The sequence below is a fragment of the Collinsella tanakaei genome (assembly GCF_030373545.1).
GTDB lineage: Bacteria > Actinomycetota > Coriobacteriia > Coriobacteriales > Coriobacteriaceae > Collinsella > Collinsella tanakaei_C.
Genome location: NZ_JAUDCO010000006.1, coordinates 53,819 through 66,869, shown reverse-complemented (window position 1 = coordinate 66,869; position 13,051 = coordinate 53,819). Strand labels below are relative to the sequence as shown.

The following is a 13,051-nucleotide window of genomic DNA, read 5'->3' as shown; positions in this document are numbered from 1 at the left end:
GTGTTTCAGGGGCTTTCGGTGTGCGTCGCGCTTTTTGCGCGGCCCCTGTTCGACGTCCGCTATACTAGGTGCGTTTCCGCCTATCGAACGTATCGAACCCGAGGAGATTGAAGCATGACCGCTCAAGTTCCGACCATGACCACCGCGGAGATCCGCTCCGCGTTCCTGAAGTTCTTCGAGGATCGCGGCTGCAAGCTGTTCCCCAGCTCCCCGCTGATTCCCGACGACCCCTCGCTGCTGCTCGCCAACGCCGGCATGAACCAGTTCAAGCAGTACTACCAGGGCAAGAAGACCATGCACGAGATCGGCGCGACCTCGTGCCAGAAGTGCGTGCGCACCAACGATATCGACATCATCGGCTCCGACGGCCGTCACGCCTCGTTCTTCGAGATGCTCGGCAACTTCTCGTTCGGCGGCGTCTCCAAGGAGCAGGCCTGCCGCTGGGCGCTCGAGCTGTCCACCGAGGTCTTCCATCTGCCGATCGAGCGCCTGTACTTCACGGTGTTCACCGACGACGACGAGACCCATGACATCTGGCGTTCGCTCGGTGTCGCCGAGGACCACATCTCTCGCCTCGGTGAGGACGACAACTTCTGGGCCGCTGGCCCTACCGGCCCCTGCGGCCCGTGCTCGGAGATCTACTACGACATGGGCGAGGACGTCGGCTGCGGACGTCCGGACTGCGCGCCGGGGTGCGACTGCGACCGCTTCCTGGAGTACTGGAACCTTGTGTTCACGCAGTTCGATCGCCAGGAGGACGGCTCGATGCCCGAGCTTCCGCATCGCAACCTCGATACGGGCATGGGCCTCGAGCGCATGAGCGCCATCATGCAGGGCAAGACCTCGTTTTTCGACAGCGACATCATGCAGGGCCTCATCAAGCTCGGCGAGGAGATCTCGGGCACGACGTACGTGAGCGATGACTACGCCGGCGCGAGCCGTTCGCTGCGCATCATCGCAGACCACGCCCGCTCCGTTGACTTCATGATCTCCGACGGCATCCTGCCGGGCAACGAAGGCCGCGGCTACGTGCTGCGCCGTCTGCTGCGCCGTGCCGTGTTCCACGGCCGCCTGCTCGGCGTGACCGAGCCGTTCCTCGGCCGCTTCATCGATCGCGTGAACGAGCTCATGGGCGATGCCTACCCTGAGCTCACGAAGAACGTCGCGCTGGTCAAGGGTATCGTCGGTGCCGAGGAGGAGCGCTTCTCCACGACGCTCGACAACGGCCGCGTCTATCTTGACGAGGCGCTCGCCAAGCTCGGCGAGGGCGAGGTACTCGACGGCGCGTCCGCCTTCAAGCTGCACGACACCTTCGGCTTCCCGATCGACCTGACCGTCGAGATCGCCGAGGGCGACGGCCATGCGGTCGATATCGATGGCTTCAACCGCGAGATGGAGGCGCAGCGCGAGCGCGCCCGCGCCAACGTCAAGGGCGATGCCTGGGGTTCGTTCAACGACGTGTGGACCGAGCTTTCCGATACGCTCAGCGCGACCGAGTTCTGCGGCTACGATGCGAACGAGATCGAGGGCGCGCGCGTGCTCGCCATCGTGCGCGACGGCGAGGCTGTCGACGCCGCTCAGGCTGGCGATACGGTCGATGTCGTCTTGGACCGCACGCCGTTCTACGCCGAGATGGGCGGTCAGGTGGGCGACGCCGGTACGATCTCACTCGACGGCTGCGAGCTTTCCGTCACGGACACGAAGGCCCACAACGGGCTGTACGCCCATCGCGCCGAGGTGGCGTGCGGATCGATCAAGGTCGGCGACACCGTCTGCGCGGCCATCGACGTCAAGCGCCGCGAGCTTATCCGCCGCAACCACACGGCGACCCACCTGCTCGACGCGGCCCTGAAGGAGGTCCTGGGCGATCACGTCAACCAGGCCGGCTCCCTCGTCTCGTCCGAGCACCTTCGTTTCGACTTCACGCATTTCGAGGCGCTTTCCACCGAGCAGCTCGAGCGCATCGAGGCGCTTGTCAACCGCGAGATCTTCGCCGCTAAGCCGGTCGTGACCCGCGTGATGGGCATCGATGAGGCGCGCGCTTCCGGCGCGGTCGCCCTCTTCGGCGAGAAGTACGGCGATGTGGTGCGCGTCGTCTCGGTGGGCGAGGAGGAGCGCCCGTTCTCCCGTGAGCTCTGCGGCGGCACGCACGCCCGCAACACCGCCGAGATCGGCCTGTTCAAGATCGTCTCCGAGTCTTCCACCGGCTCCAACGTCCGTCGTATCGAGGCCGTGACGAGCGAGGGCGCCATCGCGTACCTCGAGGACCGCGCCCGCATGCTCGCCGAGGCCGCGCAGGCTCTGAAATGTCGTCCCGACGAGGTCACAGCTCGCATCGATGCCCTCCAGGCCAGCCTGCGCGATGCCAACCAGAAGCTCAAGGCGGCGCTCACCGGCGCCTCTTCCGACGCGATCGGCTCTGCTATCGAGGGCGCTCTCGATGCCGGCGGTTACCAGCTCGTCGTCGCCGAGCTTTCCGGTCTCGAGGGTTCCGAGCTGCGCAACGTCTGGGATACCATCCGTCAGAAGGTTTCCGGCCCGGTTGCCTGCGTCATCGCGACGGTGACCGAGAAGGGGACGCCCGCCCTGCTCGCCGCCGCGACCGACGAGGCGGTTTCCGCTGGGTTCCATGCCGGCAACATCATCAAGCAGATCGCCCCGTGCGTGGATGGCCGCGGTGGCGGCAAGCCCACGATGGCCCAGGCGGGCGGCAAGAACGCCGGCGGCATCGCCGATGCGCTCCAGGCGGCGCGCACGGTGCTGGGCCTGTAGGGGAGCACATGGTCGCCCTTGCGCTCGATATCGGGCAAACTCGCATCGGCATCGCCGTGTCCGACCGTACGGGACGCGTGGCGATGCCGGTGAAGGTGCTGCCTGCCGCCGAGGTCATCGGATGCGCGCGGACCTTTCGCGCCATCGTCGAGGATCATGAGCCGGATATCCTGGTGTGCGGTTTGCCCCAGACGCTTTCCGGCGAGGACGGGCCGCAGGCCGAGCGCATCAGGGCCATCGCCTGCGAGCTGTCAGAGCGATTGGGGCTTCCTTTGGCCTTCGCCGATGAGCGCCTCTCGTCGCGCGAGGCGAAGCGTATCCTGCGCGAGCAGGGTCTTGACGAGCGCCGCATGCGCGGCAAGGTCGATATGGTCGCCGCATCCCTGTTTTTGCAGGCGTGGCTCGACAGCACCGATCGAAAGGACGAACGTGCCTAACACGATGAACAACGATCCGAGGCGAAGCTCCGCTGCTCGCCCCACTGCGCGCTCCGCTCGACCGGCGGGCAAGCGTTTCGCCGACAACCGCCGCACCCCTGCGGCGGGCGTGCAGTCCTACCGGCCGTCGAGCTATTCGTCGGGAAGGCCCGCTGCCTCCGCGCATCGCCGCACCTCGCAGCGACAGGGCGGCATTCCGGTTGGCGGCATCATCGGCGCCGTCGTCGCGCTGGTCGCCATCGCCCTCATCGTCTGCTACATCGTTCCCGCCGTGCGCGGCATGTTCGTTGACGACACCCCTGCGGTCGAGGCGGGCCAGGAGGTTCGCCTAACGATTCCCGAGGGAGCGTCGGGCGATGCGATCGCCCAGCTCATGGCGGAACATCATGTCATCGACAACCCGAAGGACTACTACGCTGCGGTTACGGCCGCCGGCGCCGAGACGTCCATCAAGCCCGGCGAATACCTGCTGTATACCGGGCAGGATCCCGCTGAGGTCGTCGAGCGGCTTGTTGCCGGTCCCAACGCCGGCACCTCGCTTGTGATCCAGGAAGGCCTCACGGTCGCTCAGACGGCCGCCCGCGTCGAGGAGACCTACGGCATCTCCGCCGATGAGTTCCTGGAGCAGGCGAAGGCGTCCAACTATGTCGATGACTATCCGTTCCTCGAGGGCGCGTACAACGATTCGCTTGAGGGCTATCTGTATCCCAAGACCTATTCGATCAGCGATCCGACCGCCGATTCGGTCATTCGCGCCCTACTCGACCAGTTCGTTACCGAGACCGCCTCGCTCGATCTGGACGCCGGTCCGGCGGGCCTGAGCGCGCAGCAGGTGATCACGGTGGCCTCGCTCGTCGAGCGCGAGACCGCGGTCGACGATGAGCGCCCGACCGTGGCGAGTGTCATCTACAATCGACTCGATATCGATATGCCCCTGCAGATCGATGCGGCGATCGTGTACGCGCGCGGCGGCGGCAGCGATCCGGTCACCTATGACGACCTCGAGATCGACTCGCCCTACAACGTCTACAAGAACTACGGTCTGACGCCCGGACCCATCTGCAGCCCGAGCCTCTCGTCGATCCAGGCGGCGCTCGCCCCTGACGATACTGACTACCTGTATTACGTCGCCTCGGCGGCGGGGGATGGCACGCACCGGTTCACCGATGACTATGCGGAATTCGAGCAGTTCAGCCAGGAGTACGGGGAGTCGCTGCAATGAGTATCCTTTCCCCTGGACGCTACGTCGCTTCCGTTGACATCATCGATCTCGAGGAGCTCTACGCATCCGGCAAGCGCGCCATCATGCTCGACCGCGATAACACGCTCGTCCCACGCGATCGCACGACGGCGCCCTCTGAGGTCGCGGCATGGCTCGACCATGCCCGAGAGCTCGGATTCTCGCTGTACATGGTTTCCAACAACTGGCACCGCGACCAAGTGGAGCGCTCTGCCGGCGAGCTCGGGCTCGGTGCCATCTGCTTTGCCTGCAAGCCGTTTCCTTTTGCTATCGATGCCGCGCTCAAGCGCATGGGGCAGCCGCACGAGGCGGCCGTGCTCATCGGAGACCAGCTCTACACCGACGTGTGGGCCGGCAAACTTGCAGGGGTCGACACCATCCTCGTCAAGCCTCAGACCACCGTCGATTTGTGGTACACCAAGATCTTCCGTATCTTCGAGCGGCTCGCGCTGCGCGGCGTTCCTTGCGAGGAGCGCTAGGCGATGGCGTGCTGCGACAAGCGGGGATGCGACCACATCTTCTTCATCGGGTTTCTCGGTGCGGGCAAGTCAACGCTCGCGCGCAATCTCGGTAAGATGTTCAACAGGCGCTATGTCGATACCGATCGCATGGTCGAGCGCTGCTGCGGCCAATCGGTGACGAAGATCTTCGCCACGCGGGGCGAGCACGCCTTCCGGGTGCTGGAGACCGACGCGCTGCGCTCGCTGCGCTCAGAGCGCAGCCTGCTCGTGTCTTGCGGCGGCGGCATCGTCGAGACGCCGTGCAACATCGAGCTCATGCACGAGATGGGCTACTGTGTCTACCTCGATGGCGATATCGATGACTCCCTGCGCCAGATCAGGCGGCGTGACACGCGGCCCGATTTCAAATCGGAGTCCCACGCCGTCGAGCTGCTCGAGCACCGTCGCCCCCTGTACCTTCAGGCAGCTGATTTCACCGTCGATATCCGCGGCCGCGGCTTTACCGACGTTTCCTACGATTGCGCCGAGATGCTTTTGGAGTGTGGTTTGCTATGACCGTCCGTCGCCAGCTCGTCAACTTCGGTCGCACAACGACCGATTTTCGGATCGGGTGCGGCGCTTTTGCCGAGCTTCCGCGTCTGCTCACCCATGTCGTCGGAGCGCCCAAGCGCGCTCTCATGGTTCTCGAGGACCCCGTCGACGAGGCGATTCGCGTCGAGGTGGAGCGCGCGCTTATCGACACCGGCTTCCAGGTTTTCACGTGCACGTGCGCTTCCGCGCGGCTTTCTCGCGTAGAGGACGCCGTCTTACTGTTTGCCGAGTTCGAGCGCAGCGCCTTGACGGCTGACGACCTGGTCGTCGCGGTCGGCGGCTATGAGCTGTGCTCGGCCGTCGCGTTCTGCTCGGGTATGTGGTGCCAGGGCGTCTCGAGCGTCGCCATTCCGCTCACCCTCGATGCGATGGCGCGGGTCGCCACCTCCATGGCCCCGCTCGGATACGGCGAGGCGTCCGAGATGATCTCGGTGCAGCCGCGCTGGGACATGGTCGTCTGCGAGCTCGACCTCGTCATCGGCAGGGACCCCGAGACGCTTGGTCCCGGCTACGTCGAGTTGCTCTCGTGTGCGCTTGCCGAGAGCAAGCGCGCGTGGGAGCAGTTCCCCGGTCTTGCCGAGGGCATGGTCGCCGGTCAGGAACGGGCCTTTGCCGATGCGCTCTGCCGTGCGCAGACCGCCCGCAGCATGTCCATACGCTCTGCGAATCCCTCGTCGCGCCATGCGGTCGAATACGGTGTCGCCACCGCCCGCGCTCTGCGTTCGTGCCTTGACGCCTCGTTTCCGTGGTATCGCCTGCTCGCCGAGGGCATGCGGTTTGAGGCGCGCCTTGCGCACGATGTCTGCGGCCTTGATGTCGACGTCGTCTTCGACCAAGATGATCTGTTCGAGGACCTTGGCGTCGAGGAGCTGACCTTCGAGCTTTCGGCCGATCGCTTCGTGGAGGCCCTGAAGCGCGAGCGCTATCGTCGCTCGAATCGATTCATGCTTGCGCTTCCGCGGTTCGCTGGCTCGATTCGTCTCGCCAACATCGACGACGACCTGCTCATGCGCCACGCTGAGGCCTATCTTGCGTCGAGATCCCAAACCGAGGACGATTAGGGGAGTCTGATGTGCGCCGGCCGCCATCGCATGCGCGGATGCGTGCTGGCGCCTTGTATCGAAAGGAGAATCTATGGCTGAAATCGTTTCGGGTCCCGCCGCCCGTATCGAGCGCGTGAGGGCAATGATGGAGGAGCGCGGCTACGACGCCGTCGTCGTGCGCGACGAAGCGAACCTTCGCTGGCTCACCGGCGCCATGGGCGTGTTCGACTACACCTATGAGTTCCCCCACGCCGCGTTTATCACGCGCGACGCGTGCTTCCTGCATACCGATTCGCGTTATTTCAACAGCTTTACCGAGAACCTTCCCGAAGGGCACACCTGGCAGCTCGATATGGACGGCCATGACATCCCGGGTTGGGTAGCCGAGCGCGCGCTTGCGTGCCGCTGTCGCGTCGTCGCGATCGAGGACGACATGCAGCTGTCCTTCTACCAGGGCATCGTTCGCGGGCTCGAGGATCGCTCCATCGTCTGCCAGCTTCCGCTGATGCACGGCGACCTTCGTCGCATGCGCGCCGTCAAGGACGATGAGGAGATCGAGCTCATGCGCCATGCCCAGGCCATCACCGACGCTGCCTTCGCCCACATGCTCGGCTTCATCAAGCCCGGCATGACCGAGAAGCAGATCAGGGTCGAGCTCGAGAGCTTCATGCTCGACAACGGCGCCGACGGCCTTGCCTTCGATTCCATCGTCGCCTCCGGTCCCAACACCGCCAACCCGCATGCCATCCCCAGCGATCGCGTGGTCCAGAAGGGCGATTTCGTCCTCATGGACTACGGCGCGCGCTATCGCGACTACGATTCGGATATGACCCGTACCGTCGTCATGGGCGAGCCGACCGCCGAGCAGCGCGCCCTGTACGACCTGGTCCAGCACACGCACGAGGAGTGCGTGCGCGCCATCCACGCGGGCGTCGACGGGCATGATATCCATATGCTGTCCGTGAAGATCATCTCGGATGCGGGGTACGGCGACTACTACGGCCACGGACTCGGACACGGGGTCGGCATCGACATCCACGAGCTGCCCAACTTCGGCCGCGCGAGCAATATCGTCGAAGCCGGTTCGGTCGTGACGGTCGAGCCCGGCGTGTATCTGCCTGGGGTGGGCGGCGTCCGCCTCGAGGACTACGGCGTGGTCACCGAGGACGGCTATATGCCCTTCACCTCGTCTCCGCACGAGCTGCAGGTTATCGACTGCTAGGATACGGTCGGGCGCGCTCGATATGGCTGTTCTGTCGCATTTTGCGCCCGCAGCCGCGCCGTGTCGTATACTCTTCCTGTTCTGTGTATTGAGTGAGAAAGGTCATCCATGGCATCCATCACCACCGCTGATTTCAAGAACGGCCTCGGTCTGCGCATCAAGGACAAGGTCTGCACCATCGTTGAGTTCCAGCACGTCAAGCCCGGCAAGGGTGGCGCGTTCGTCCGCTACAAGACCAAGGACATCAAGACCGGTCGCGTCGTCGAGCAGACCTGCAACGCGGGCTCCAAGTTCGAGAGCGTGACCCTCACCACCACCGAGATGCAGTATCTGTACAACGATGGTGACAACTACTACTTCATGAACATGGAGACCTACGACCAGGTCGCGGTTCCCGCCGACTTCATCGGCGACAACGAGAAGTGGCTCAAGGAGAACGACGTCTGCCAGCTGCTGTACGCCGACGACGAGCTCATGGGCGTCAATCCCCCCATGTTCATCGAGGTCGAGATCACCGAGACCGATCCCGGCTTCAAGGGCGACACCGTCCAGGGCGGCACGAAGCCCGCGGTCATCGAGACCGGCGCCACCATCCAGGTCCCCATGTATCTCAACGTGGGCGAGACCATCAAGGTGGATACGCGCGACGGCAAGTTCGTCTCCCGCGTGTAGCGCGCGCTCCATATCGCGTATGTCTGGGGCGGGACACGTGTCCCGCCCTTTTTTCGTTGCCGAGCGCACATCTGACTTTATGCGGTGTTTTGCTTGGGGTATCCTGTTAAGAGGTTTTGTGGCTTCATGCCATCCGCGTCTAATGCCGAAATGGGTGAGAGCATGTCTGCAGAGATCAAGATAGACGGTATCGCCATCGCGCCCGAGGTCCTTTCCATCATCGTCTCCCGTGCCGTGGAAGGCGTCGAGGGAGTCGCCTCGGTGGGCACCAACGACCTCGCCTCCAGCCTGGTCTCCATGTTTTCCGCGAAGAGCCCGCAGCCCGCGCTTCCTGCCGTCGAGGCGGAAGTCGTCGACGGTGCCCTTCGCATCACCGTCCGCCTGACGGTGTTTTTCGGCTATCCCTTCAAGAAGCTTGCCGAGAGCGTGCGAGCCGCCGTGGTCAAGGCTATCGACGGCCAGGTGGGCGTTGCCGTCTCCGCCGTCGACGTGTGCATCGACAACCTGGTGTTTCCCAAGGAGTAGCGAGTGAGTCTTAAAGTTGAGCGCGGGCGCACGCTCGCCCGCAGCCAGGCGCTGCAGATCCTTTTCCAGGCTGAGGCGCTGGACAAGCCTGTCGACGAGGTGCTTGAGGGCGATTTCTTGCTGTCGTCCGACAAGCCCCTGCAGCCCTATGCCGAGCAGCTTGCCCGCGGTTGCTACGAGAACCTCGATCGTATCGACGACGCCCTGCACGAGGTCTCCGATAACTGGAGCCTCTACCGCATGCCGTCGGCCGACCGCAACCTGCTGCGCATCGCCGTCTATGAGATGCGTCTGCTCGAGGGCGATGATGCCCTCGACGATTCCATCGTGATCAACGAGGCCGTCGAGATCGCCAAGGCGTATGGCACCGATAGCTCCGCCCGTTTCGTCAACGGCGTGCTCGGCCGCCTTGCGCGCCAATCCGAGCTGCCGAGCGTCTCCGAGGGCGCATCCGATCTTTCCGATACCGATGGCAGCGAGGACGCCGTCGAGGTGGAGGGATAGGTCAATGGCTGACACCGCGGTCAATTCGTTCGACGATATCACCGCTCGCCTGGACGAGATCATCGCCACCGTCCGCTCGAAGGACACGTCGCTCGAACGCAGCCTCGATTTGTTCGACGAGGCGATCAAACTCGGTTCGCGTGCCGTCGATATGGTCGACACGTTCGATCTTTCCGAGCGCGAGGCGGATCAGCTTGCCGCCGCCATGGACGAGGACGCGGCCGCTGAGCCCGATGCTCCCGTCGCCGACGAGCACGTTGCGCCTACCGAAGCATGAAGCGCGTTCGACTCGACGATGAACTCATAGCGCAGGGCCTGTGCGTCGATCGTGACGAGGCCCTGCGCTTTTGCATGGCGGGCCTCGTCTCATCGGGCGGAGAGCGCCTAGAGTCCCCTGCGCTGCGCGTTGCACCCGGATGCGACCTGCACGTCAAGGGGAGGATTCCCTATGTCGGTCGAGGCGGCATCAAGCTCGCCGGCGCGTTCGATACCTTCGCCGTCGACCCGAAGGGGCTGTCGTGTCTGGATATCGGCTGCTCCACCGGCGGGTTTACCGACTGCCTGCTGCAGCGCGGTGCCGCCCGCGTCGTCGCGGTGGACGTGGGGCGCGCGCAGTTCGCGTGGAACCTGCGCAACGACGGGCGCGTCACGCTGCTCGAGCGCACCAACATCGTCGACGTGCCCGGCCTCGGATACGTCGGCGCCTTCGATCTCGCCGTATGCGACGTCTCGTTTACGAGCATCCATACGGTGCTGCCGGCCGTGCTCGACCTGCTGGGCGCGTGCGGCCGTTTCCTGACTTTGGTGAAGCCTCAGTTCGAGGCCCCCTCGAACGAGGTGGGGGAGGGCGGCGTGGTACGCGACCCTGCGGTGCACGCGCGTGTGCTTTGCGATGCGATCGAGCTGTTCGCCGGCAACGGTCTGTATCCGGTGGATGTCTGCGCCTCGCCCATTCACGGCGCGAAGGGCAATCGCGAGTTCTTCCTCCTCGGTGACCGTGCCGCCTTCGCTGCGGCCACCTCAGAGCAGCGCTCACTCCAGGTCGATGAGCTCAAGCGAAAGGCTGGTTCATTATGAAGATCCTGCTCGTTCCCAATTACAGCAAGGATGAGGCCGTCCAAAGCGGACTCACGCTCGAGCTGTGGCTGACCCGTCAGGGGTACGACGTCATCTGGGCCGCCGACAAGGAATCCAAGATCGCCTCCCGCGAGGCGCCCGCGATCGACGGGTGCGAGCTCGTCATTTCACTGGGCGGCGACGGGACGCTGTTGAGGGCCGCTCACCTTGTCGGCCGCCGCGAGATCCCGATCCTTGGCCTTTCCTACGGCCATCTGGGCTTCCTTACCGCCGCGAGCCCCCAGGACCGCGATATCCTCGCCGTCGTCTCCGATGCGCTTGCGGGCGAGATGCACGTGAGCCGCCGTGCCACGATCGACTGCGACGTCCATGTGGCCAGCGATGACGGCACTGAGCAGGTTATCACCGCAACCGGCTTGAACGACATGGCGCTCGCCCGCGGACCGCTCTCCGAGATGGTGGAGTTCGATATCGCGGTGTCGGGCCACCACATCGACCGGCTTCGCGGCGACGGCGTGGTCGTCTCCACGGCCACCGGCTCTACCGGGTACGCGCTGTCGGCGGGCGGCCCGATCGTCAGCCCGGACTTCGATGGCATGGTGTGCGTGCCCATCGCCCCGCACACCATCCAGGCGCGCGCGTTTCTGACCTCGCCCGCCGACGTCATCGAGGTGACCATGTCCCACGATCGGCCCTCCCAGCCGGCGATCGCCGTCGACGGTCAGTTCATCGAAGCCGATGGCACCGTGGAGCGCGTCGTATCGCGACGCGGGGCTGCCGATATCCTGCTGCTCGACTACGGCCCCGAGAGCTTCTACAACTCCGTGTCCCGCGTGTTCTACGGGGTGAGGCGCCATGATCGATGAGATCCACGTCACCGACCTCGCGCTGATCCGCGACGCGGTGCTTTCGCCCGACACCGGCCTTACGGTGCTCACCGGCGAGACCGGCGCCGGCAAGACGGCGCTGCTCTCTGCCTGCCGTCTGCTCATGGGGGATCGAGCCGACTCGTCGCTTGTCCGCGAAGGGCAGGATGCCGCCCATGTCGAGGGGCGCCTCTTTCGCGATCCGCATGATACCGAGGGAATCGTCGTTTCCCGTCGCGTGGGCGCCGACGGGCGCAGCCGTGTCAAGATCGACGGAGCGTTGGCAAGCGTTCGCGAGCTAGCGCAGCTCGTCGGCTCGCAGATTGACCTATGCGGCCAGCACGAGCACCAGCGCCTGCTCGACCCTGCAACCCATGTCGATATGGTCGACGCCTGGGCCGGGGCGGCCATCGCAAAGCCGCTTGCCGCCTACCGCGAGGCCTTCGCCGCCGCCCGTGACGCCGCCCGCGAACTCGAGCGCGTCGAGGCCGCGGCGCGCACGCAGGGCTCGCGCCTCGAGGAGGCGCGCTTTGCGCTCACCCGTATCGACGAGGTCGACCCAGGTGAGACCGAGCTCGAGGAGCTCGAGGAGGTCCTGCCGCGCGCCGAACACGCCGAGGCGCTCGTTGGATGCGCCCGTGATGCCGAGTCCGCCATCGGTGACGAGGGCGGTGTCCTCGACTCGCTGAACGAGGCGATTGCGGGGCTCGCGCGTATGGGTTCAGTCGATGCCAAGCTCGCTCAGTTCGCCGACGGGCTCGCCGGGGCGGCGATCACGATCGAGGACATCGCTGCCGATCTTCGCCGGTATCGCGACGATATCGAGTTCGATCCCGCTGAACTCCAGCAGGCGCAGGAGCGATATGGAGAGCTCAAGGGCCTGCTTCGGCAGTTCGGGCCAACTATGGACGATGTGCTGCGCCGGCGTGAGGAGGCTCATGAGCTGCTCGCACTCGTCGACGACGGCGAGGCCCGCATTCGCCGCGCCCGCCAAGAGCGCGACGAAGCCGAGGCGAATCTGTCTCGATGCGCTCGCGCGCTGATGCGCGCCCGCAATGCGGCGGCGCCCCGATTCTGCCGCGAGGTGGGAAAGCAGATGGCTCGCCTGGAGATGGGCCACGCCGAGCTCGTCTGGGATTCCCGCGAGCTTCCGCGCGATCGGTGGACGACTTGCGGTTCTGCTGCCTGCGAGCTGCTCTATCGCAGCGGCGCGGGCATGACGCCGCGTCCCCTGCGGCGCATCGCCTCGGGTGGCGAGCTGTCCCGCGTCATGCTTGCATCCAAGGTCGTGCTTGGTCAGGCCGACGGCGTCGACACGTTGGTGTTTGACGAGGTCGATGCGGGAGTCGGCGGCTCTACCGCCCGTTCGCTCGGGCTTGTCCTGGCCGACTTGGCCAGCACGCATCAGGTTATCGTCGTGACGCACCTCGCGCAGGTCGCGGTTATGGGCGACACCCATTACGTCGTCTCGAAATCCGACGACGACCTTCCCGAGACATCGCTTGTGCGCGTGAGCGGACAGAATCGCGTTGCGGAGATCGCGCGCATGCTGTCAGGCGACGCGAGCGAGACCTCGCTTGCGCATGCCCGCCAGATGCTGCGCGAGGCCGGGCACCTGGAGCGCTAGGCGCTCGGACCGAT

The 13,051-nt window shown here is 65.1% G+C and carries 14 protein-coding genes; all 14 read left to right on the top strand.

The annotated features are described in order from the left end of the window. Positions 1-114 precede the first annotated feature (114 nt). The 14 genes from alaS (at position 115) to recN (ending at position 13,037) form a co-directional block, all read left to right on the top strand. Complete coding sequence (gene alaS / locus QUW00_RS06600; protein ID WP_289613592.1) at positions 115-2,772, top strand: alanine--tRNA ligase; 2,658 nt, start codon at positions 115-117, stop codon at positions 2,770-2,772. A gap of 8 nt (positions 2,773-2,780) precedes the next feature. Next, positions 2,781-3,209 (top strand): Holliday junction resolvase RuvX, encoded by a 429-nt coding sequence (gene ruvX, locus QUW00_RS06595; protein WP_289613591.1) that lies wholly within the window; start codon positions 2,781-2,783, stop codon positions 3,207-3,209. Next, a complete protein-coding gene (gene mltG, locus QUW00_RS06590) occupies positions 3,202-4,431 on the top strand; it encodes an endolytic transglycosylase MltG (RefSeq protein WP_289613590.1) in 1,230 nt (409 codons plus the stop codon). Before ruvX ends, mltG begins: the two co-directional genes overlap by 8 nt. Continuing rightward, on the top strand, positions 4,428-4,928 hold the full coding sequence (locus QUW00_RS06585; protein WP_289613589.1) for a YqeG family HAD IIIA-type phosphatase: 501 nt from the start codon (positions 4,428-4,430) through the stop codon (positions 4,926-4,928). Before mltG ends, QUW00_RS06585 begins: the two co-directional genes overlap by 4 nt. 3 nt (positions 4,929-4,931) lie before the next feature. Next, complete coding sequence (locus QUW00_RS06580) at positions 4,932-5,465, top strand: shikimate kinase (protein WP_289613588.1); 534 nt, start codon at positions 4,932-4,934, stop codon at positions 5,463-5,465. Continuing rightward, on the top strand, positions 5,462-6,562 hold the full coding sequence (locus tag QUW00_RS06575; protein WP_289613587.1) for a hypothetical protein: 1,101 nt from the start codon (positions 5,462-5,464) through the stop codon (positions 6,560-6,562). Before QUW00_RS06580 ends, QUW00_RS06575 begins: the two co-directional genes overlap by 4 nt. 73 nt (positions 6,563-6,635) lie before the next feature. Further along, a complete protein-coding gene (locus QUW00_RS06570) occupies positions 6,636-7,766 on the top strand; it encodes a M24 family metallopeptidase (protein ID WP_289613586.1) in 1,131 nt (376 codons plus the stop codon). Positions 7,767-7,874: 108 nt separating this feature from the next. Next, positions 7,875-8,438, top strand: a complete 564-nt coding sequence (gene efp, locus QUW00_RS06565; protein ID WP_289613585.1) for an elongation factor P — start codon at positions 7,875-7,877, stop codon at positions 8,436-8,438. A gap of 162 nt (positions 8,439-8,600) precedes the next feature. After that, positions 8,601-8,963, top strand: a complete 363-nt coding sequence (locus QUW00_RS06560; RefSeq protein ID WP_289613584.1) for an Asp23/Gls24 family envelope stress response protein — start codon at positions 8,601-8,603, stop codon at positions 8,961-8,963. A 3-nt stretch (positions 8,964-8,966) separates the two neighbouring features. Continuing rightward, entirely contained in the window at positions 8,967-9,467 is a 501-nt protein-coding gene (nusB, locus tag QUW00_RS06555; protein WP_289613583.1) for a transcription antitermination factor NusB, read from the top strand. 4 nt (positions 9,468-9,471) lie between these two features. After that, positions 9,472-9,744, top strand: a complete 273-nt coding sequence (locus QUW00_RS06550) for an exodeoxyribonuclease VII small subunit (protein WP_289613582.1) — start codon at positions 9,472-9,474, stop codon at positions 9,742-9,744. Further along, positions 9,741-10,544 (top strand): TlyA family RNA methyltransferase, encoded by an 804-nt coding sequence (locus QUW00_RS06545; RefSeq protein WP_289613581.1) that lies wholly within the window; start codon positions 9,741-9,743, stop codon positions 10,542-10,544. The genes QUW00_RS06550 and QUW00_RS06545 overlap by 4 nt, the downstream gene beginning before the upstream one ends. Further along, positions 10,541-11,410, top strand: a complete 870-nt coding sequence (locus tag QUW00_RS06540; RefSeq protein ID WP_289613580.1) for an NAD(+)/NADH kinase — start codon at positions 10,541-10,543, stop codon at positions 11,408-11,410. Before QUW00_RS06545 ends, QUW00_RS06540 begins: the two co-directional genes overlap by 4 nt. After that, positions 11,400-13,037, top strand: a complete 1,638-nt coding sequence (gene recN / locus QUW00_RS06535; protein WP_289613579.1) for a DNA repair protein RecN — start codon at positions 11,400-11,402, stop codon at positions 13,035-13,037. The genes QUW00_RS06540 and recN overlap by 11 nt, the downstream gene beginning before the upstream one ends. The last annotated feature ends 14 nt before the right edge of the window (positions 13,038-13,051 follow it).